Origin of the sequence: Streptomyces sp. NRRL F-5727, assembly GCF_000719555.1 — a bacterium.
Classification (GTDB): domain Bacteria; phylum Actinomycetota; class Actinomycetes; order Streptomycetales; family Streptomycetaceae; genus Streptomyces.
In genome coordinates this window covers 1-20,665 of record NZ_JOGX01000107.1, presented here as the reverse complement: position 1 = coordinate 20,665, position 20,665 = coordinate 1, and the positions used below count along the sequence as shown (strand labels likewise).

At 73.8% G+C, this 20,665-nt stretch carries 17 protein-coding genes; 10 read left to right on the top strand and 7 right to left on the bottom strand.

Features of this window, described 5'->3' with window-relative positions; translation table 11 throughout:
• Window positions 1-1,644: a class I adenylate-forming enzyme family protein gene (locus tag IF73_RS0135990; protein ID WP_031015469.1), complete on the top strand. Its 1,644-nt coding sequence runs from the start codon at window positions 1-3 to the stop codon at window positions 1,642-1,644.
• A 58-nt stretch (window positions 1,645-1,702) separates the two neighbouring features.
• Here the strand turns inward: IF73_RS0135990 and IF73_RS0135985 are convergent, their stop codons facing one another.
• On the bottom strand, window positions 1,703-2,974 hold the full coding sequence (locus IF73_RS0135985; RefSeq protein ID WP_031015467.1) for a M6 family metalloprotease domain-containing protein: 1,272 nt from the start codon (window positions 2,972-2,974) through the stop codon (window positions 1,703-1,705).
• A gap of 504 nt (window positions 2,975-3,478) precedes the next feature.
• On the opposite strand from IF73_RS0135985, the gene IF73_RS0135980 reads away from it, so the two are divergent.
• Both IF73_RS0135980 and IF73_RS0135975 read left to right on the top strand, forming a co-directional pair.
• A complete protein-coding gene (locus IF73_RS0135980; protein ID WP_031015465.1) occupies window positions 3,479-4,135 on the top strand; it encodes a TetR/AcrR family transcriptional regulator in 657 nt (218 codons plus the stop codon).
• 143 nt (window positions 4,136-4,278) lie between these two features.
• Window positions 4,279-5,823, top strand: coding sequence for an MFS transporter (locus tag IF73_RS0135975; protein ID WP_031015463.1), 1,545 nt, complete (start codon window positions 4,279-4,281; stop codon window positions 5,821-5,823).
• Between the two features lie 106 nt (window positions 5,824-5,929).
• On the opposite strand, the gene IF73_RS0135970 is transcribed toward IF73_RS0135975, so the two are convergent.
• Window positions 5,930-6,445: a MarR family winged helix-turn-helix transcriptional regulator gene (locus IF73_RS0135970; RefSeq protein WP_107049393.1), complete on the bottom strand. Its 516-nt coding sequence runs from the start codon at window positions 6,443-6,445 to the stop codon at window positions 5,930-5,932.
• Between the two features lie 114 nt (window positions 6,446-6,559).
• Here IF73_RS0135970 and IF73_RS0135965 point away from each other — a divergent pair, with 114 nt between their 5' ends.
• On the top strand, window positions 6,560-7,351 hold the full coding sequence (locus IF73_RS0135965) for a dioxygenase (RefSeq protein WP_031015459.1): 792 nt from the start codon (window positions 6,560-6,562) through the stop codon (window positions 7,349-7,351).
• Window positions 7,352-7,427: 76 nt separating this feature from the next.
• Here IF73_RS0135965 and IF73_RS0135960 read toward each other — a convergent pair whose 3' ends face one another.
• Window positions 7,428-8,513: a questin oxidase family protein gene (locus IF73_RS0135960; protein ID WP_078868437.1), complete on the bottom strand. Its 1,086-nt coding sequence runs from the start codon at window positions 8,511-8,513 to the stop codon at window positions 7,428-7,430.
• 398 nt (window positions 8,514-8,911) lie between these two features.
• Between IF73_RS0135960 and IF73_RS0135955 the strand changes: the two genes are divergently transcribed.
• On the top strand, window positions 8,912-9,916 hold the full coding sequence (locus IF73_RS0135955; RefSeq protein ID WP_031015456.1) for a sigma-70 family RNA polymerase sigma factor: 1,005 nt from the start codon (window positions 8,912-8,914) through the stop codon (window positions 9,914-9,916).
• A gap of 112 nt (window positions 9,917-10,028) precedes the next feature.
• Here the strand turns inward: IF73_RS0135955 and IF73_RS0135950 are convergent, their stop codons facing one another.
• Window positions 10,029-10,985, bottom strand: a complete 957-nt coding sequence (locus tag IF73_RS0135950; protein WP_031015455.1) for a helix-turn-helix transcriptional regulator — start codon at window positions 10,983-10,985, stop codon at window positions 10,029-10,031.
• 61 nt (window positions 10,986-11,046) lie between these two features.
• On the opposite strand from IF73_RS0135950, the gene IF73_RS0135945 reads away from it, so the two are divergent.
• The 4 genes from IF73_RS0135945 to IF73_RS0135930 all read left to right on the top strand — a co-directional run bounded on the left by IF73_RS0135945 (window position 11,047) and on the right by IF73_RS0135930 (window position 16,651).
• Window positions 11,047-12,585 carry an MFS transporter gene (locus tag IF73_RS0135945; RefSeq protein ID WP_031015453.1) on the top strand — a complete coding sequence of 513 codons (1,539 nt, stop codon included), beginning with the start codon at window positions 11,047-11,049 and terminating at the stop codon, window positions 12,583-12,585.
• A 354-nt stretch (window positions 12,586-12,939) separates the two neighbouring features.
• Window positions 12,940-13,701, top strand: a complete 762-nt coding sequence (locus IF73_RS0135940) for a DeoR/GlpR family DNA-binding transcription regulator (RefSeq protein WP_031015451.1) — start codon at window positions 12,940-12,942, stop codon at window positions 13,699-13,701.
• Window positions 13,698-14,651: a 1-phosphofructokinase gene (gene pfkB, locus IF73_RS0135935; protein ID WP_031015449.1), complete on the top strand. Its 954-nt coding sequence runs from the start codon at window positions 13,698-13,700 to the stop codon at window positions 14,649-14,651. The genes IF73_RS0135940 and pfkB overlap by 4 nt, the downstream gene beginning before the upstream one ends.
• Window positions 14,648-16,651 carry a fructose-specific PTS transporter subunit EIIC gene (locus IF73_RS0135930; RefSeq protein WP_031015447.1) on the top strand — a complete coding sequence of 668 codons (2,004 nt, stop codon included), beginning with the start codon at window positions 14,648-14,650 and terminating at the stop codon, window positions 16,649-16,651. The genes pfkB and IF73_RS0135930 overlap by 4 nt, the downstream gene beginning before the upstream one ends.
• Before the next feature lie 78 nt (window positions 16,652-16,729).
• Here the strand turns inward: IF73_RS0135930 and IF73_RS41705 are convergent, their stop codons facing one another.
• The gene (locus IF73_RS41705; RefSeq protein WP_063833510.1) at window positions 16,730-17,731 is read right to left on the bottom strand and encodes a collagen-like protein; all 1,002 of its coding nucleotides are present in this window, start codon (window positions 17,729-17,731) and stop codon (window positions 16,730-16,732) included.
• Window positions 17,732-18,056: 325 nt separating this feature from the next.
• On the opposite strand from IF73_RS41705, the gene IF73_RS0135915 reads away from it, so the two are divergent.
• The gene (locus IF73_RS0135915) at window positions 18,057-19,133 is read left to right on the top strand and encodes a glycosyltransferase (RefSeq protein ID WP_051717673.1); all 1,077 of its coding nucleotides are present in this window, start codon (window positions 18,057-18,059) and stop codon (window positions 19,131-19,133) included.
• Window positions 19,134-19,158: 25 nt separating this feature from the next.
• Here the strand turns inward: IF73_RS0135915 and IF73_RS0135910 are convergent, their stop codons facing one another.
• Entirely contained in the window at window positions 19,159-19,935 is a 777-nt protein-coding gene (locus IF73_RS0135910; protein ID WP_031015439.1) for a DUF6227 family protein, read from the bottom strand.
• Window positions 19,936-20,078: 143 nt separating this feature from the next.
• Window positions 20,079-20,665 (bottom strand): P1 family peptidase (locus tag IF73_RS0135905; RefSeq protein ID WP_031015436.1); only part of this gene is annotated, 587 nt, incomplete at its 5' end.

Here is a 20,665-nt window from a genome sequence, read left to right as displayed (position 1 = left end):
GTGGTGGGGTTGAGCGGGGACTTGGGGCGGCTTGTGGGGGGTGGGGGGCCGTTCGAGGTGCGGGACGGGGTGTATGTGCGGGGGCCTCGGAGCCTGCGGGAGTTCGTCGAGGTCGTGTGGGGGTTCGGGGACCGGGTGTTTCTGGTCCACGACGGGGGGAGCGTCACGTATCGGGAGTTCTTCGACGCCTCCTGCGGGCTTGCCCGGCGGTTGGTGGGGGAGTACGGGCTGCGGCGGGGGGACCGGGTCGTCGTCGCCATGCGGAACCTGCCCGAGTGGCAGGTGGCCTTCTGGGCGGTTCAGCTCGCCGGGCTCGTCGCCGTGCCGTTGAACGCCTGGTGGACGGAGGACGAGTTCGCCTACGCCCTGGACGACTGTGCGCCGGGGCTGCTGCTCGTCGACGGGGAGCGGGTGCCTCGGGTGCGGGCGTGGGCGCGGCGGGCGGGCGTGCCGGGGATCGTGTTCCGGGGGGAGGCGGAGGACGGGTTCGTCGCGTACGAGGTGGACGACGATCCGCTGCTCGGGCCGCCCGACGTCGAGGTGCTCGGGGAGGACGACGCCACGATCTTCTACACGTCGGGGACGACCGGGCGGCCCAAGGGGGCCGTCGCCACGCAGCTCGCGCAGGCGGGCGCCGCCATGCATCCGCGCTACTTCGCCGCGGTCGCCGCGCTCGCGCGCGGGGAGCGGCCGGGGGGCGGGGCGCCCGTCGTGTCGCTGACGACGTTTCCCTTCTTCCATGTGGCCGCCTTCACCTCGCTGTACGCCGTGATGGCGGGCGGCGGGACGCTCGTCATGATGCGGAAGTGGGATCCCGCCCGGGCGCTGGAGCTGATCCGGGAGCACCGGGTCACCCATTACGCGGGGGTGCCCACCACGGCGCTGGAGCTGCTCGCGCTGGCCCGGGAGAGCGGTGATCCGCTGGAGTCGCTGGTGCTGCTGAGCACGGGCGGGGCCGCGGCGCCGCCGGGGGTCACCGGCGGGCTCGCCGCCGGGTACGGGGAGCGGATCGATCCCCGGAACGGGTACGGGCTCACCGAGACCTGCGGCGGTGTCCTCGCCAACGTCGGGGCCGAGTACCGGGCCCATCCGGGCAGCGTCGGGCGGCCCTCGCCCGCCACCGAGGTGCGGATCGAGGGGGCCGGCGAGGACGGGGTCGGCGAGCTGTGGCTGCGCGGGCAGTCGCTCTTCCGCGGGTACTGGCGGAACGAGGCCGCCACCCGGGCCGCCTTCGCGCCCGGCGGCTGGTTCCGGACCGGTGACCTCGCCCGGGTGGACGCCGAGGGGCGGGTCACGATCGTCGACCGGCTCACCGACCTGGTGATCCGGGGCGGCGAGAACGTGTACTGCGTGGAGGTCGAGCAGGTGATCCGGACGCATCCGGACGTGCTCGACGTGGCCGTCGTCGGGGTGCCGCATCCGCTGCTGGGGGAGGAGGTCGGGGCGGTCGTACGGCTCCGGGCGGGCGCCACGGCCGACGCGGCGGCGCTGCGGGCGCACGTCGCCGCGCGCCTCGCCGCCTTCAAGGTGCCCGCGCACGTCCTCGTACGGGAGGAGGAGCTGCCCCGGAACCGGGCCGGGAAGCTGCTCAAGGGGGAGCTGCGGGAGGCCGTGGCGGTGGCGGCGGCGGCCGCGGGGCGGTGAGGCCGCCCGGCGGTGGCCGCGGGGCGGTGAGGCCGCCCCCCGCCGCCCCCCGTGTTCCTCAGCCTCTGCTCACCCGTACCCGGAAGGTGCCGTCCGCGGTCTCGTCGACCACGCCTATCCGGATGCCGTGGGTGCGGTCCGTGAAGGTCTCGCCCGGGCGGTAGGGGGCGTCGGAGAGTTCCGCGTGGACGTTGGGGCGGCGGGTGCAGCCGCCGCTGGCGTGGTCGCTGTCGGAGACCGTCACCGGGCCGTGGCCGGTGTCCACGTCGGACTCGACGCGGTAGACGAGGACGCCCGGTTCGCAGACGGCCTCGTCGTTGCCCTCGCGGGTGCGGACCTCGACGGCGTAGCCGGTGGTGTCGGAGAGCGGGACGAAGACGAGTTTGGGGCCGCCGGCGAGGGCCAGCGGGGTGAGCAGGTGCTCGCTGGTGCCGGTGGCGGAGGCGCAGCGGATCTGGTCGTTGTCGAGCCAGCCGAGCTTCCACTTGTGCCAGCCGAGCAGGTCGTTGTTGGCCCCCCAGTCCTCGGACATGATGTCCCAGTGGCCGACCGTGCCGCCGCCGTCGGCGGTGTAGAGGTCGGGGAGGCCGAAGACGTGTCCGTTCTCGTGGGGGAGGACGCGGTAGCCGGTCTGCGGGTAGCTGCCTGAGCCGTCGTCCTGGCGGCTGTAGACGAAGGACGTGTTGGCGAGCGGGACGCCGTCGGCGTAGGGCGCGTCGTCGTTGCCGGAGAAGGTCACGGACAGGACGGTGTCCAGGGCGGAGGGGCCGGCGTTCGGCGTCACCAGGACGTTGACCAGGTCGTAGGCGCTGAAGTCGACCTTCGGGTCGGCCGCCTTCACGATGTCCTCGACGAAGGAGCGGTAGCCCGGCTCGTACGGGGCGCCGCGCTCGATCCCGTACGAGGAGAACGGTTTCGGCATCCGCAGCCAGTCGGGTATCGGCGTCTCGGCCTGGTACTGGAGCCGGCCGTAGGAGCTGACGCGGAACCAGTCGGAGGTCTGCGGGAAGAACTCGCGGAAGCGGGCCATGGCGGTGCCCTCGCCGCGCGCGTCGGGGAAGTCGACCATGAGCGTGAGGGCCCGGATCCGGCCGGTGGAGCGGGCGTACCCGGGGGCGGTCGGCAGTCCTTCCGACATCTGCACACCCAGGGCGGTGGCGATGCGGCACGGTCCGAGGCGGGTGGTGTCCGGCGCGGCGGCCACCGGGCCGGCCGAGGCCGGGGCGGGCCCGGGGAGCGTGGTGCTCGCCGAGACGAGCACGGTGAGCAGAAGGGCCGCGGTCGCCGCGAGGGCGACCGGTCTGCGTATCCGCCGGCGGGTGTGCTCCATGCGGTCGCCTCTCCGGTCGGGGCCAGGTCAGCGGCGTGTTGCCGTGCGATCAGCCTGTGCGGAGCGGTGCGGGGGCGCGCGCCGGGTGGACCGATCGTGGGTATCCGGCGACGGGGGGTGAGGTGTGAGGCAGGTCACAGTGGGGGCCGAAATATCCGGGGATTCCTTCCCCGTTTAGGAGAGAGTTCGACGAAGTGGGGACGGTTTCCCCGGATGGCTCCGAACGGCTGAGCAGCCCCCACGGCTGAGCGGTCGAGGTGGCTGAGAAGTCGGGACGGCTGAGCAGTCGAGAGGGCTGAGAGGTCCGAACGGCTGAGCAGTCGAGACGGCTGAGAAGTCCGACGGCTGAGGAGCCGGAACGGCTGAGCCGGAATCGCTGGAGTCGCAATGGCTGAGGAGGTCATGGTGAGTGGCGCACGTGAGGTGAGTGGCGCGATCCGCACCGGCGCGCCGGGCGCGGGTCCCGTGGCGGACGGCCGCACCGGCGGGCCGCAGGCGGGCCCCGTGGCCGAGGCCGCGCCCGCCCGGCGGGTGCCCCGGCCGCGCGCCGACGCGCTGCGCAACCGCGAGCGGCTGGTGACGGCGGCCCGCGAGATGTTCGTGGAGTTCGGCCCCCTCGTCCCGTACGACGAGATCGCCCGCCGGGCCGGCGTCGGCAACGCCACGCTCTACCGGAACTTCCCCGAGCGCTCCGACCTCGTCCACGAGGTCGTCCTCTCCCTGACCGCCCGGGTCGCCGGGCTCGCCGAGCGGGCCGCCGCGTCGGTCGTCAGCGGCGAGGCGGACGCCTTCGAGGCGGTACGGGGCTTCGTCCTCGGCGCCGCGGACGAGCGGGTGGGCGCGCTCTGCCCGATGCTCGACGCGTCCTTCGACCACGACCACCCCGACCTCGTCGCCGAGCGGGACCGGCTGGAGGGGTTCGTCGAGGAGCTGCTCGGTCTGGCGCGCGCGGCGGGCCGGCTCCGCCCCGACGTGGGCGCCGGTGACCTGATGGTCGCCGTCTCCCAGCTCACCCGGCCGCTGCCCGGCACCGGCTGCGCCGCCTTCGCCCCCTTCGTCCGCCGTCATCTCCAGCTCTTCCTCGACGGCCTGGAGGCGCCCGCCCGCTCCGTGCTGCCGGGCTCGGCCGTGACCCTGGAGGACCTGAGACGCGACGCGTGACGGCGGCCCTCCGCCCCTGACCCGTCCGCCGGACCTCCCCCCGGACCCCCGGACCCCCGGACCCCCGGACGCACGGGCTCTCCGACTTACGACTTACAGAACGTCCTTTTTCTTCACCTACGCACCAAGAGGTGGCTACCCCCATGCCCGGAACCGCCGAGACCGCACGGTCGACGGCCGCCGTCCAGCCCGACCCCGGCCGCTGGAAGGCCCTCGTCTTCATCGCCCTCGCCCAGCTGATGGTCGTGCTCGACGCGACCATCGTGAACATCGCCCTCCCCTCCGCCCAGCAGGACCTCGGCATCTCGGACGGCAACCGGCAGTGGGTCATCACCGCCTACGCCCTCGCCTTCGGCGGTCTGCTGCTCTTCGGCGGCCGCATCGCCGACCTCTGGGGCCGTAAGCGCACCTTCGTCGTCGGCCTGATCGGCTTCGCCGCCGCCTCCGCCCTCGGCGGCGCCGCGACCGGCGAGGCCATGATGCTCGGTGCCCGCGCGCTCCAGGGCGCCTTCGGCGCGCTGCTCGCGCCCGCCGCGCTCTCGCTGCTCGCGGTGACCTTCACCGACGCCAAGGAGCGCGCCAAGGCGTTCGGCATCTACGGTGCGATCGCCGGTGGCGGCGGCGCCGTGGGCCTGATCCTCGGCGGCTTCCTCACCGAGTACCTGAACTGGCGCTGGACCTTCTTCGTCAACATCCCGTTCGCCATCGTCGCCGCCGCCGGCGCCTACCTGGTGATCCGCGAGCCGGCCGGCGGCCGCAACCGCTCCGTGCTCGACATCCCCGGCGTGATCCTCTCGACGCTGGGCCTGGTCGCGCTCGTCTACGGCTTCACCCGCGCCGAGTCCGCGGGCTGGAGCGACGCCGGCACGATCGGCATGTTCGTGAGCTCGGTGGTGCTGCTCGGCGCCTTCGTGCTCGTCGAGGCCAGGGTCCGGAACCCGCTGCTGCCGCTGCGCGTCCTCACCGAGCGCAACCGCGGCGGTGTCTACCTGTCGCTCGGCCTCGCCGTCATCGCGATGTTCGGCCTCTTCCTCTTCCTGACCTACTACCTCCAGGTCGTGAAGGGCTACTCGCCGGTCATGACGGGCTTCGCGTTCCTGCCCATGATCGCGGGCATGATCATCGGCTCGACCCAGATCGGTACGCGGCTGATGACCCGGGTCCCGCCGCGGCTGCTCATGGCCCCCGGCTTCCTGACCGCCGCCGTCGGCATGCTGCTGCTGACCCAGCTGGAGGTCGGCACCTCGTACGCGGGGCTGATCCTGCCCGCGCAGCTGCTGCTCGGCCTCGGCATGGGCACCGCCTTCATGCCGGCCATGTCGCTCGCCACGCACGGCGTGGACCCGAAGGACGCCGGTGTGGCCTCCGCGATGGTCAACACCTCGCAGCAGGTCGGCGGCGCCATCGGTACGGCCCTGCTGAACACGATCGCCGCCTCCGCGACGACCGCGTACCTCACCGACCACGCCGCCGGTGCGACCACGCCGGCCGCCCAGAAGCTGCTCCAGCTCCAGGGCATGGTCGAGGGCTACACCGCCGCGATCTGGTGGGCGGTCGGCATCCTGGTCGTCTCCGCGACGATCGCGGCCGTGCTGATCACCACCGGGAAGCCGGACACGGGCGGCGTCGTCGCCGGCTCCGGCGAGGGGGCCGACGACGAGGTGAAGGTGCCCGTGATCGCGCACTGACCCCCGTCGCCCCCGGGAGATCCCCTGCCCTGGTTCCGTTCGGCGGAGCCGGGGCAGGTCCGCGTGCGGGCCGTTCGGCCCTGGTTCCGTTCGGCCCTGGTTCCGTTCAGCGGAGCCAGGGCAGGTCCGCGTCCGGGCCCGCCGGTTCCAGGGCCTCCGCCATCACCCGCATGATCGTGCCGAGCTGTTCGACCTGCTCGGGGCTGAGCCGGTCGAACATCGCCTGCCGCACCGCCGCCACGTGCCCGGGCGCGGTCCGCCGCAGCACCTCCATGCCCTCGTCCGTGAGCTGGGCGAACTGGCCGCGCTTGTCGGAGGGGCACTCCTCGCGGCGCACCCAGCCGTTCTTCTCCAGGCGGGCGACGGCGTGCGAGAGCCGGGACCGGGTGATCTTGGCGCTCTTCGCCAGCTCGGTCATCCGCAGCCGCCGGCGCGGGGCCTGGGAGAGCTGGACGAGCAGGCCGTAGTAGACGTGCGGCATGCCCGCGTCCCGCTGCAACTGGCGGTCGAGGTGGTCCTCCAGGAGCGTGGTGGCGTGGAGGTAGGAGCGCCAGACGCGCTGTTCGCCGTCGCTGAGCCAGCGCGGTTCGCGCGGTTCGGTTGTGTCTTCGGTGGCACCCATGCCATCCATCGTACGACCCATTCTTGAAAGTTGAACTATGTAGGTTTACGCTGCATATATTGCGCTTGAAACTTCAAGCTTCTTTCGAGACCGGCTGCGAAACGGAGGCCCGCCATGAACGCCGCCCTCGACGCGCGGATGCCCGCGCTCTACCTCTCCCACGGCGCGCCCCCGCTCGCCGACGACCCGGTCTGGCCCGGCCAGCTCGCCGCCTGGTCCGCCGGACTGCCCCGCCCCCGGGCCGTCCTCATGGTCTCCGCCCACTGGGAGGAGGCCCCGCTCGCCCTCGGCGCCACCGAGACGGTCCCCCTCGTCTACGACTTCTGGGGCTTCCCCGAGCACTACTACCAGGTGGAATACGCCGCCCCCGGCGCGCCCCGGCTCGCCGAGGCCGTCCGCAAGCTGCTGCGCGCGCCCGGCACCCCCGTGCAGGACATCCCCGACCGCGGCCTCGACCACGGCGCGTACGTGCCGCTCGTCGAGATGTACCCCGAGGCCGACATCCCGGTCCTCCAGATCTCCATGCCGACCCTGGACCCGCGCCGGCTCATGGACATCGGCCGCCGGCTCGCCCCGCTGCGCGACGAGGGCGTGCTGATCGTCGGCAGCGGATTCTTCACCCACAACCTCGCCGCCCTCCGGCACCCCGGCGGCGGCGTGCCCGGCTGGTCCGCCGAGTTCGACGCCTGGGGGAACGAGGCCCTCGCCGCCCGGGACGTGGACGCCCTGCTCGACTTCGAGCGCAAGTCCCCGGCCGGACGCCTCGCCCACCCCCGTACCGAGCACTTCGCCCCGCTCTTCGTCACCATGGGCGCGGCGGACGCGGCCGGCGACCTCGACGCCGAGCGGTCGGTCATCGACGGCTTCTGGATGGGACTCGCCAAGCGGTCCGTCCAGTTCGGGTGAGTCCGTCTGGTTCGGATGATTTCATTCGGTTCGGCTGAATTCATCCGGTTCTGATGAGTCCGGTTCGGTCGAGCCCTCAGCCGAACACCGGCGGATTCAGCTCCACCGCACGGACGGCGGCGGCCAGCGCGAGCGGACCGCCGACGTCGAGAGCGGTGTCGGCGAACTTGATCGTGTGGTCGTCGCCGTGCGCCGCCGCCCGCGCGAACACCTCCTCGGAGGTGAGAGCGACCGGCTTGTACGGGGCGGGCTCCCGCGGTGTGTACGCGGCCGTCACCGCCGCCGAGGCCGCCCAGGCCGCCGCCAGACTCGGCGCCCACAGGGCGCGGGGCAGCGCCGGCAGGGCCCGCAGCACCGCGTTGGGCGCGGTCGCCGCGTGCACCAGCATGATCGGTTCGCCGTGCCCGTGCGTCGCGTACCGGTGCACGGCCGCCGTCACCAGCTCCGCCAGCCGCTCCCGTGCCGTCTCGGGCTCCGTCTCCGCGCCCCACGCGGGGAAGGCCGTGAGCTGCGCGAGCCGCTCCCGGATCCCGCCCTCCTGCTCCGGGACCGGCGGTACGGCGGCGAGCGCGGCGGCCGCGTCCGGCGCGGGGGCCAGCGCGCCGAGCGGCGGCAGCGGCTGGTGGCGCGCCGCCCAGTAGCCGAGCGCGTGCGCCAGCTCGGCCCGCCGGGGCGCGGTCTCCCCGCCGGGCGCGAGCAGGGTCCGTACGGCGTGCCCGGTGCGGATCACCGGATGCGTGGCGCCGCCCGCGATGCCCGGCAGCAGCCGCGGCCACCACTCCGCCAGCACGTCCCGCCACGGCCGGTCCGCCAGTTCGCGCCCGAAGTAGCGGGTCCAGTCGGTGATCCGGGCCGGGTCGCCGAGCGCCTCCCGCCAGGTCCCGGCGGTGACCGGGGCGGACGGGGCGGGCGCGTCCTCCAGCTTCCGCGCGTACGCGTCGAGCCAGCGGTGCACGGCGGCGGAGTGCCCGTGCCGGGCCAGCGCCTCCACGGCCATCGGCGCGTGGTTGGTGAGCCAGCCGTTCCGCTCGGGTCCCGTGGTGTGGAGCCGTTCGAGGGCCTCGTCGAGGATTCCGGTGGTGTCGACTCCGGTGGTGTCGATGCCGGGTGTGCCGATGCCGGGGGTGCCGATGCCGGTGGTGCCGATGCCGGTGGTGTCCATGGGCGGGACGGTAAGGCGGGCGGCGCCCGCCCCGTAACGGGCTCGGGACCTACACCCGGGGGCGGAGGCGGGCTCGGCCGCGGGGCGTGGATCCGCCGGCGAGGCAACTTCCCCGCCCGTTCCCACGTCGTAAGGGGAGAAGGGCGGACGGTCCGACCGTGTGACGGCCGTCTCACCGACAGCGTGGTCGGGGAAGGCCCGGAGGGTCGTTCCGTGGGCTCTGACCTGCGGATCCGTCCCGGCGGCAGACCGCCGGGCGGGCCGGTGGCCGCGCAGGATACTGCATGATCGCGAAAATCCTGAGCCTCCCGGGAATTCTGTCCCGATTCCGGTCGTTGTTTCCGTCGGATGCAGGGCACCCGTAAGGGTGTCGCGACCTACTCAGCAAGGGAGCACGCATGGCAACCCGTGCCGTCGCCCGTCGTCAGTCCACCGCCGCGAGCGGGGGCAGCCGGGCAAGCAGCGTTCGCGCCGTGGGCGGGGAGATCGCCGACCGCGACCTGGTCGGCATGTACCTCGACGAGATCGCGCGCACACCCCTGCTCGACGCCGCCAAGGAGGTCGAGCTCTCCCAGACCATCGAGGCGGGCGTCTACGCCCAGCAGATCCTCGACGGCGAGGTGGAGGACACCGGGGCGGCCGGGGCGACCCGCGAGGAGCTCGAGGCGCTGGCCGCCGAGGGCGAGCGTGCCAAGGACCTCTTCATCAAGTCCAACCTGCGGCTCGTCGTCGCCGTCGCGCGACGCTACCCGCGCAGCGGACTGCCCCTGCTCGACCTGATCCAGGAGGGGAACGCGGGCCTGGTGCGCGCCGTCGAGAAGTTCGACTACGCGAAGGGCTTCAAGTTCTCCACGTACGCCACGTGGTGGATCCGCCAGGCCATCACCCGGTCCATCGCCGACCAGTCCCGCACCATCCGGCTCCCCGTCCACCTCGTGGAGGAGCTCGGCCGGATCCGCCGGGTCCAGCGCGAGTTCAACCGCGAGCACGGGCGCGAGCCGGAGCCCGCGGAGGTCGCGGAGGAGCTCGGCTCCACGCCGGAGCGGGTCACGGACGTCCTGGACTGGGCGCGCGACCCGGTCTCGCTCAACATGTCGGTCGACGACGAGGGCGAGACGCAGTTCGGCGACCTGCTGGAGGACACCTCGGCGATCTCGCCGGAGCAGTCCGTCCTCACGCTGCTGCGCAGCGAGGAGCTGGACGACCTGATCGACAAGCTCGACAACCGGACGGCGTCCATCATCCGGATGCGGTACGGCATCGAGGACGGGCGCGAGCGGACGCTGACGGAGGTCGGCAAGGAGCACGGGCTGACGCGGGAGCGGATCCGCCAGATCGAGAAGCACGCGCTCCTGGAACTGAAGAAGATGGCCCGGGACACAGGCTTCGACGCGGTGGCCTGACCCCCCACGGGACCGGGGCGGCGCCGGCTGCCGCACGCCCGTGTGGGCAGGCGTTCCGCTGGGGGCGGAACGATGGCCCACAACGAAACGGCGGCCGCCGCCCGGCGGGGCGTCAGGTGAGGGACGCGGTCAGGCGGGTGGTGAGGGTCTGGATGTGGGTGCGCAGAGCCGTGGGGGCGTGGACCTTGAAGGGGACGTCCATCATCGCCAGGCGGAGGGCCACCCATTCGACGGAGTCGGTGACGCGGGCGTGGAGCCGGCACGTCTCCGGACCCGTCGCGACCGGCGCGAGGTGGGCCGGGAGGCGCGCGACGACGACCTCCGCCGCCGCCCCGAACTCGACGTCCAGGTCCACCTCCCCCTGCGCCCGCGTCATCGACCGCGCCAGGTACGCCGCCTCGTCCCCCTCCGGCAGCTCCCGCGGAGTGAAGCGCGCCCCGGTCGCGAAGGGGTCGGTGACGCGGTCGACCCGGAAGGTCCGCCAGTCGTCGCGCCCGAGGTCGTACGCGACGAGGTACCACCGCCGGCCCGTCGACACCAGCCGGTACGGCTCGACGAGCCGCTTCGTCTCGGCGCCGTCGCCCGCGCGGTAGCTGAACCGGAGCCGTTCGCGGCCGGTGACGGCGCCCGCGAGGGCCGTGAGGGTGGAGGGCGCGACGGTGGCGCCGTCGCCGCGGGTCAGCGGGATCGTCGCGTTCTGCAGCGTGGAGACCCGGTGCCGCAGCCGCGCCGGCAGGACCTGCTCCAGCTTGGCCAGGGCCCGTACGGACGCCTCGTCGACGCCCTCGATGGCGTGTCCCGCACCGGCCCGGAGGCCGACGGCGATGGCGACGGCCTCCTCGTCGTCGAGGAGCAGCGGCGGCATCGCCGTACCGGCGACGAGCCGGTAGCCGCCGACGGCCCCCCGGGTCGCCTCGACGGGATAGCCGAGGTCCCGCAGCCGGTCGATGTCGCGGCGGATCGTGCGCGGGGAGACCGAGAGCCGGTCGGCGAGCTCGCTGCCGGGCCACTCGCGCGGGGTCTGGAGGAGCGAGAGCAGATTGAGGAGTCGTGCCGGGGTGTCCGTCATGAGCCCATGATGCGGGGGAAATAGGACGCGCTCTGACCTAGAGCACTTCTATGGTCCTCCTATGAGCGCACACGAGACCGAAGCCGCCACGGGGGCGGACAGCAGCGGCACGGGGGACAGCAGACGCTGGATCGCCCTGGCCATCGTCATGACGGCCGCCTTCATGGACCTGGTCGACGCCACGATCGTGAACATCGCGATCCCGAGCATCGAGCACGACCTGGGCACCACGACCACCGCGATCCAGTGGATCACCGCCGGCTACGCGCTGGCCTTCGCGGCCGGCCTGATCACCGGCGGCCGCCTCGGCGACATCTACGGCCGCAAGCGGCTCTTCCTGCTCGGTACGGCGGGCTTCACGCTCGCCTCCGCGCTGTGCGGCGTCGCCGCCAACCCGGAGATGCTGGTCGCCTCCCGCCTCCTGCAGGGCGCGGCGGCGGCGATGATGGTGCCCCAGGTGCTGTCGATCGTCCACGTCACCTTCCCGCCGCACGAGCGCGGCAAGGTCTTCGGCCTGTTCGGCGCGATCGTCGGCCTCGGCGCGGTCTCCGGCCCGCTGCTCGGCGCGCTGCTCACCGAGTGGAACATCGCGGGCCTGGAGTGGCGGCCCATCTTCCTGATCAACCTGCCGGTGGGCGTCGCCGCGCTGCTGCTCGGCCGGAAGTTCATCACCGAGTCGAAGGCGCCGAAGGCGCTCCGCCTCGACCTGGTCGGCGTCGTGCTCGTCACGGCGGCGCTGCTCCTGCTGATCTACCCGCTGACCCGGGGCCGTGAGCTGGACTGGCCGCTGTGGGGCCACCTGATGATGGCGGCGAGCCCGGTCGTCTTCGGCGTCCTCGTGGCGTACGAGCGGTACAAGACGAAGAAGGACGGCTCGCCGCTGGTCGAGCTGTCGCTGTTCAGGGTGAAGTCGTTCGCGGCCGGCATCGCCGTGCAGCTGACCTTCGGCATCGTGCTCGGCATCTTCTTCCTGGTGTGGACGCTCTACATGCAGCTCGGTCTCGGCTGGAGCGCGCTGCGGGCGGGTCTGACCGGGGTGCCGTTCTCGATCGCGGTCTCCATGGCGGCGGGCATGTCGGTGCAGCTGCTGGTGCCGCGCTTCGGCCGGAAGGTGCTCCAGGCGGGCGCGCTGACCATGGGCGCGGGCATCCTGCTGTACTTCTTCGTCGCCGGGCGGTACGGCGCGGAGATCACGTCCTGGCAGATGATCCCGGCGCTGGTGGTGATGGGTCTCGGCATGGGGCTGATCGTGGCGCCGCTGACCGACGCGGTGCTGTCGGAGGTCCCGAAGGAGCACGCGGGCTCGGCCTCGGGCCTGATCAACATGACCGGGCAGATGGGCAACGCGATCGGGCTCGGCCTGGTGTCGGTGGTGTTCTTCGGCACCTTCGACGAGGAGCGGCTGAAGCAGGCCCCGCAGGAGATCACGACGGCGTTCACGGACGCCTTCCGCAACTCCCTGGGCTGGGCGGCGGTGGTCCTCGCCGGGATCTTCCTGGTGATGTTCGCCCTGCCGGCCAGGCCGAAGCAGCACCTGGAGGGCGGCGCGGGCGACGACGAGCCGGCCGCCGCGGAGAAGGAGCCGGCGCTCGTCTCCTGAGCCCTGCGACGGCTCGTGGCCCTTCCCGTGCCGGGGCCCTTCCCGTGCCGGGGCCCTTCCCGTGCCGGGGCCCTTCCCGTGCCGGGGCCCTTCCCGTGCCGGGGCCCTTCCGCGTGCCCGGGCCTTCCGCGTGCCCGGGCCTTCCCGTGCCCGGCCCTTTCCCGCGCCGGGGCCTTGCCCGTGCCCCGGCCCTTCCCCGTGCCCCGGGTCCTTCGGCGTCCGCATGCCCGGGTCTTTGGACCCGATGTCCGTTCATGCCCGCTTGAATGCCCGGATCCGTTTACTTCGGGGAAACGGAGGCGTAGCCTGACACCGAAACCACAGGTTCGGGCACCGAACGGACACGAAACCACCATGTACGCACCCGAGCGACAGCAAGAGATCCTCCGGCTCGCCCGCGAGAGCGGCCGGGTCGACGTCCTCTCCCTCGCCGAGGAGTTCCAGGTCACCGCCGAGACCGTACGGCGCGACCTGAAGGCCCTCGACCGGGCCGGGCTCGTCCGCCGGGTGCACGGCGGCGCCATCCCCGCCGGCCGGCTCGACTTCGAGCCCGACCTCGCCGAGCGCGAGGCGGTCGCCGCCGACGAGAAGGACCGCATCGTCGCCGCCGCCCTGGCCGAACTGCCCGGCGAGGGCAGCGTCGTCCTCGACGCCGGCTCCACGGTCGCCCGGCTCGCCGCCGCCTTCCCCCTCGACAGCGCGCTCACCGTCGTCACCCACGCGCTGCCCGCCGCCGCCCGGCTCGCCGACCACCCCGGCATCGACCTGCACCTGGTCGGCGGCCGCGTCCGGCACCGCACCCGGGCCGCCGTCGACGCCTGGGCGCTGCGCGCCTACGGCGAGATCCGCGCCGACGTCGCCTTCGTCGGCGCCAACGGCTTCTCCGCCGAGCACGGCCTCACCACCCCCGACCTCGCCGAGGCGGCCGTGAAGCGGGCCGTCCTCGCCTCCGCCCGCCGGGTCGTCCTCCTCGCCGACTCCGCCAAGCACGGCGAGGAGCACTTCGCCCGCTTCGGCGCCCTCGCCGACGTCGACCTGCTGATCACCGACAGCGGCCTCGCCCCCGAGACCGCCGCGGCCATCGAGGCCGCCGGAACGGAAGTCGTCCGCGCATGATCCTCACCGTCACCCCCAACCCCTCCCTGGACCGTACGTACGAGGTCCCCGGCCTCGACCGCGGCGAGGTCCTGCGGGCCACCGCCGAACGCGTCGACCCCGGCGGCAAGGGCGTCAACGTCTCCCGCGCGGTCGCCGCCGCCGGCCGGCGCACCGTCGCCGTCGTCCCCCTCGGCGGCGCCCCCGGCGCCCTCGTCGCCCAGCTCCTCGCCGGCCAGGGCATCGAGGTCGCCCCGGTCCCGGTCGCCGGCCAGACCCGCTCCAACATCGCCCTCGCGGAGCCGGACGGCACCCTGACGAAGATCAACGCGCCCGGCCCCGAACTCACCCCCGAGGAGGCCGAGTCGCTCCTCGCCACCGTCGGCGCGCACTCCCCGGCCGCCGCCTGGATCGCCTGCTGCGGCAGCCTCCCGCGCGGCCTCGCCCCCGAGTGGTACGCCCGGCTCGTCGCCCGCGCCCACGGCGCCGGCGCCCGGATCGCCCTCGACACCTCGGGGCCCTCGCTGCTCGCCGCCCTCACCGCCCGGCCGGACGTCGTGAAGCCCAACGCGGACGAGCTCGCCGAGGCCGTCGGCCGCCCCCTCCACACCGTCGGCGACGCCGTGAAGGCCGCCGAGGAGGTACGGGAGCGGGGCGCGGGCGCGGTCCTGGCCAGCCTCGGCGCCGACGGGCAGCTGCTCGTCAGCGCCGCCGGCACCTGGTTCGGCAGCGCCGCCGTCCCCGCCGTCCGCTCGGACGTCGGCGCGGGCGACGCCTCCCTCGCCGGCTTCCTGGCCGCGGGTGGCGAAGGGCCGGAGGCGCTGGCCGCCGCCGTCGCCCACGGCGCCGCCGCCGTCCAGCTGCCCGGCAGTCAGATGCCCACCCCGGCGGACCTCGACCCGGCCGCCGTGACCGTCACCTCCGACGTACCCCTGGACGCCGTCCTCAGCGAGCAAGGGAGCCCGCGATGAGCACCATGATCACCGCGGACCTGGTCGACCTCGACCTGTCCGCCGACACCAAGGAGGCGGCGGCCCGCTCGCTGGCCGAGCGCATGGTCGCGCTCGGCCGGGTGACCGACCTGGACGGCTTCCTGGCCGACGTCGCCGCCCGCGAGGCCCAGATGCCGACCGGCCTGGACGGCGGCATCGGCATCCCGCACTGCCGCAGCGCCCATGTCACCGAGCCGACCCTCGCCTTCGGCCGCTCGGCCGCCGGCGTCGACTTCGGCGCCCCCGACGGCCCGGCGGACCTGATCTTCCTGATCGCCGCCCCGGCCGGCGCCGACGACGCCCATCTGACGATCCTGTCGTCGCTGGCCCGGCAGCTGATGGACGAGCGGTTCACCGGCGCGCTGCGGGCCGTGGACTCCCCGGCGGAGGCGGCGGCGATGATCGCGGGGGAGGAGGCGCCGGCGCCCGTGCCCGCGCCGGAGACCGTGCCCGCGCCGGAGACCGTGCCCGCGCCGGAGCCGGACGCCCCGGTCGCGGAGGCGCGTCCCTTCCGGATCGTCGCCGTCACCTCCTGCCCCACCGGCATCGCGCACACCTACATGGCCGCCGAGGCGCTGGAGAAGGCCGGCCGGGAGGCGGGCGTCGAGCTCGTCGTGGAGACCCAGGGCTCGGCCGGCTTCACCCGGCTCGACCCGGCGGTCGTCGCGGCCGCCGACGGCGTGATCTTCGCCCACGACGTGCCCGTACGGGAGAAGGAACGGTTCGCCGGCAAGCCGACCGTCGACGTCGGCGTCAAGGCCGGCATCAACCGGCCCGCCGAGCTGATCGGCGAGGTGCGCGGCAGGGCCGAGCGCGGCGAGACGACCGCCGCCGCGGCGCCCACCCCCGTCGAGCGGGCCGGGGAGCCCGCGGAGGGGTACGGCACCAGGCTGCGCAAGTGGCTGATGTCCGGCGTGAGTTACATGGTGCCGTTCGTCGCGGCCGGCGGTCTCCTGATCGCCCTGGGCTTCGCCCTCGGCGGCTACGACATCGACAAGGCCCCGTCCGTCGCCGAGCACTTCGCCTGGGGGCAGATCGACAGCTGGGCCGCGCTGATGTTCCAGATCGGCGGCCTCGCGTTCGCCTTCCTGGTGCCGGTGCTCGCCGGCTACATCGCGTACGGGATGGCGGACCGGCCCGGTCTCGTGCCCGGCTTCGTCGGCGGCTCCATCGCGCTGACCATCGACGCGGGCTTCCTCGGCGGTCTCGCCGCCGGTCTCCTCGCGGGCGGCACCGTCCTCGCGATCCAGCGGGTGCGGGTCCCCGCCGCGCTGCGGGGCATCATGCCGGTGGTCGTGATCCCGCTGCTGTCGTCGATCGCCGTCGGCTTCCTGATGTTCCTGGTGATCGGCAAGCCGATCGCGGGCCTCCAGTCCGCCCTCACCGACTGGCTCTCCGGCCTCTCCGGCGCCAACGCGGTCATCCTGGGCGTGATCCTCGGCCTGATGATGTGCTTCGACCTCGGCGGTCCGCTCAACAAGGTCGCGTACGCCTTCGCGGTCGGCGGCCTCGCCACCCCGAACGAGGGCTCCCTCAAGGTGATGGCCGCGGTCATGGCCGCCGGCATGGTCCCGCCGCTGGCGATGGCCCTGGCCACCGCGGTCCGCGGCCGGCTCTTCACGAGGACCGAGCGCGAGAACGGCAAGGCCGCCTGGGTCCTCGGCGCCTCCTTCATCACGGAGGGCGCGATCCCCTTCGCCGCCGCCGACCCGCTGCGGGTCATCCCGGCCGCGATGGCGGGCGGCGCCGTCACCGGCGCCCTGTCGATGGCCTTCGAGTGCACCCTGCGGGCCCCGCACGGCGGGGTGTTCGTCATCCCGCTGATCGGCAACCCGTTCCTGTACCTGCTCGCGATCCTGGCGGGCGTCCTGGTCAGCGCCGCACTCGTCATCCTGCTGAAGAGCATGCGGAAGACCGCCCCGGAGGGAACCGAGACCACCGCCACGGCCGCCGACGCGAAGGTGACCGTGGCCGCCTGACCGGCCCCTGGACAGGAGGGGCCGGACCCGCGAGGGGCGGTGCGCACCGCGAGCGCACCGCCCCTCGTCCGGCTCAGCTCACTTCTTCAGCATGTCGAGGAACCTGCTGCTGCGGTTGAGCGGCGGGGCGCCGGGGGTCGTGAGCTCGGTCCACGGGCCGAGCTCGTCCGTGGGGGTACCCACACAGTCGAGGGTGTCCGGTGTGCCGGGGACGATGTCGCACAGCGTCTCCCACACCTCGCCTCCGGTGGTGAGCACCTGGACGGAGACGTTGTTCGCCTGGGAGGCGACGGAGACGGCGCACGCGGTCGTCGGGTACCCGGGGTGCAGCATCGGGTCGGTGAGGTCGGTCCACACGAACGGCGTGACGTTCGGTTCGAGGTCCCGGATGCCGATGTACGTCGTTCCGGCGCTGAGAGCGGCCTTGATCTCGCGGCTCTCGTCCGGGTTGTAGGCGTCGACGTCGATGCACGGGCCGGTGGGGCCGGTGGCACCCGTGGCACCCGTTGCGCCCGTGGCACCGGTCGCACCCGTGGCACCCGTGGCACCCGTGGCACCCGTGGCACCCGTGGCACCCGTGGCACCCGTGGCACCAGTGGCACCCGTGGCACCCGTGGCACCCGTGGCTCCGGTGGCACCGGTCGCGCCCGTCGCGCCCGTCGCGCCCTTCGGGCCGGTCGGGCCCTTGGGGCCGGTCGGGCCGGTGGGGCCGGTGTCGCCCTTCGGGCCCTTCGGGCCGGTCGGACCGGTGTTGCCCTTGGGACCCTTGGGGCCGGTGGGGCCCGTGGGGCCCTTGCAGCCGGTGGTCGGGGCCGACGCCGTCCGCGGGTCGGCGGTGACGGCCTCCTGCTCCAGGGCCTCCGTGCCCGGCGAGCCCGGGAGGGCCTTGTGCTTGCAGCCCGTCATCGGGTTCGACGACGCCGAGTCCGCGACCGGCGTCTGCGGGGTGCCCCACGCCGAGGCGGTCGGCGCGAAGCCGGCGAGGACGAGCGCGACCGAGGCGAGCGCGCCGCCACCGAGCCAGGCGCGCCGCCGGGGCAGCGGACCGAGCGGGGACCGGGTCCTGGGGTCAGGACGCATGAGGGTGCTCCTTCCTCCGCCGACGCCCGGCGGCGTCGGCGCGAGTGCCGGTGGGGGATCCGTACGGGAACGACTCCCGGAACCGGATCGTGGGATGAACTTCCCATCGGTTCATCGGATCGCGGCTGCGAAGACTTGACGGCCCCGAAGGCACTCTCAGCGCCATGGCCTAGCGGGGCCAGCCGAATGGATGCGTACGCGACGGCGAACGCGGAACCCCCTGTCGGCGCGCCGCCGCCGCGCCCCCGCCGGGCCGTGCCTACCGTCGCCCCCCGACCGAACCGCGAGAAGTGGTGTTGCCATGCGGCCGTCCCTCTGCTTGTGCATGATCGTCAAGAACGAGTCCTCGGTCATCGAGCGGTGCCTCGCCTCCGTCCGAGACCTCGTGGACACCTGGGTCATCTCCGACACCGGCTCCACCGACGGCACCCAGGACCTGATCAGAAAGGCCCTCGACGGGATCCCGGGGGAGCTGGTCGAGGAGCCCTGGGTGAACTTCGGGCACAACCGCAGCCTGAACATCGCCCGCGCCCGGGAGCGGCTCCGCGCCGCCGGCCGGGACGGCTACCTGCTGCTCCTCGACGCCGACCACGTGCTGCGCCAGGACGGGCCGCTGCCGGAGCTGACGGCCGACGCGTACATGCTGCGCCACGAGGGCGAGGTGGAGTACCGGATCAAGCGCCTGGTCCGGGCGGAGCTCCCCTGGCGGTACGAGGGCGTCACCCACGAGTACCTGACCGCCGACCGCCACGACGAGCAGCGGAACCTGGACGCGCTGGTCATCGAGGACCACGCCGACGGCGGCTCACGGCACGACAAGTTCGAGCGGGACGCCCGCCTCCTCGGCGCCGAACTCGTCCGCGACCCGGGCAATCCGCGCACGGTCTTCTACCTCGCCCAGACCATGCGGGACATGGGCCGCACGGGCGAGGCGATCGGACTCTACGAGCGGCGCGCGGCCATGGGCGGCTGGGCCGAGGAGGTCTACTACGCGCTGCTCCAGGCCGGGGTGCTGGCCGCCGAGGCCGGCGACTGGCCCGCCGGCCAGGACGCCCTCGTCCGCGCCCGGGAGGCCCGCCCGGAACGCCTGGAGGCCGTGTACGAACTGGCCTCACGACTCCGGCTGGCGGGCCGTCACCACACCGCGCACGCCCTGCTGACGGACGCCGTCGACCGGCCCGCGCCCACCGAGGACCTGCTCTTCGTCCAGCCGTGGGTCTACCGCTGGGGGCTGCTCTTCGAGTACTCGATCACCGCCTACTGGGTCGGCGACCACGCCGCCTCGCTCGCCGCCTGCGACCGCCTCCTCGCCCTGCCGGACCTGCCCGCGCCGTACCGCGAGCAGACCCTGGCCAACCGTGAGTTCGCCGTACGGGCCCTGGGAGTGCCGGCCCAGGTCTGAGCCGGGCCGGCGGGTCCGCCGCGGCTCAGACGACGCGGGAGCGGGCCTCCATCGCCCCGCGGGCCGCGGCCTCCGACTCGTACACCTCGCACATGTGCCGGCCGTCCGGGGTGGCGGTGTGCTCGACCTCCCAGAGGCTCACCTCGGTGCCGTCGAGCAGCAGGAACTGGTGCTCGTAGAGGGTGAAGCCGGCCTCCCGGCCGCCCTCCACCGGGCAGTGGCGGCCGAAGACCTGGGTGATGTGGTGGGCGAAGGCGATCCGCAGCCGGCGGGCCGTCCGCTCGCCCGGCCGGTCCTCGTTCTCCGCGCGGCGCAGGACGCGGCGGGCGTGGTCCGCCGAGTTGTCCGGCACGTACATCCGGGGCTGGGCGGGTATCGGACGGGCCAGCAGCGCACCGAGCGCCGTCAGGTCGTCGTCCTCGCCGAGCGGCCGCCCGTCGGCCCGCTCCACGGTCCACTCCGGCAGCGGACCCGCGGGCAGCCGCGAGGCGGCCAGCCGGGCCTCCGCCTCCTCCGTGTACAGCTCGTGCTGCTCGGCGCCGTCCCGGCCCGCGTTGTGCGTGAGCTCCCACAGGACGAGGACGCTGCCGTCGGACAGCAGATAGGTGTGGCGGTAGGTGGTGCGGTGCAGCGAGGAGCTGTGGTGCGAGGAGTGCAGCGCGGTGGAGTGGGCGAGCGCCGACTCCAGGCGCTCCACCATCGCGTCGGGCAGGTCGAAGGAGTTGAGCGCCCGGCCGAGAAGCCGCTCGACGTGCGTCTCGGTCGTCTCGTACGGATCGAGGTGATCCCGCGGATCGTTCAAGAGGGTCTCCAGGCCGTCGCCGCATGTCACTTGGTGCTTGCTTAACGTAGTCCCTGGGTCCGACAACGGGGCCGGGGTTACGGAAAACGAGGGGCCGCCGACGGAAGTTCCCGCCCCCCTCCACCCTCCCAACTCCCCTTCTGTTACCGGGAGTATGGCTCCGGGGCCGGGCCGTACAGCTCCCCGTACGAGGGGAAGTCGCCCCCCGGCCCGCGCAGCCCCGCCGGCGCCGCCAGGACCGCGCGGACGATCGCCCGCGTCACCAGGTCCGCGCCGGCCGCCAGGACCTCGTTCAGGGCCAGCGGCCCCTCCCCGGCCGGCAGCTCACGGGCCCCCGTGGCGAGCGCGAAGACCGTGTCGCCGTCGTTCATCAGATGCACCGGCCGGATCGCCCGCGCGATCCCGTCGTGCGCCGTCCCCGCCACCTTCTGCGCCTGCGCGCGCGTCAGCACCGCGTCCGTGGCCACCACCGCCAGCGTCGTGTTCAGCGGCGGCCGGACCGACGCGGCACGCGCCTCGGCCAGCCGCCGCACCGCCGCCTCGTGCACCGCCCGCGCCGGCCGCACCGCCCCCGCGCCGGCCGGACCCTCCTCGAAGAGCCCGCCGTACAGCACACCGGACGCCGGATCGACCGCCGAACCCACCGCGTTCACCACCACCAGGGCCGCCACCGTGATCCCCGACCCCAGACGCAGACCCGCCGTCCCCACCCCGCCCCGCATCCCCCCGA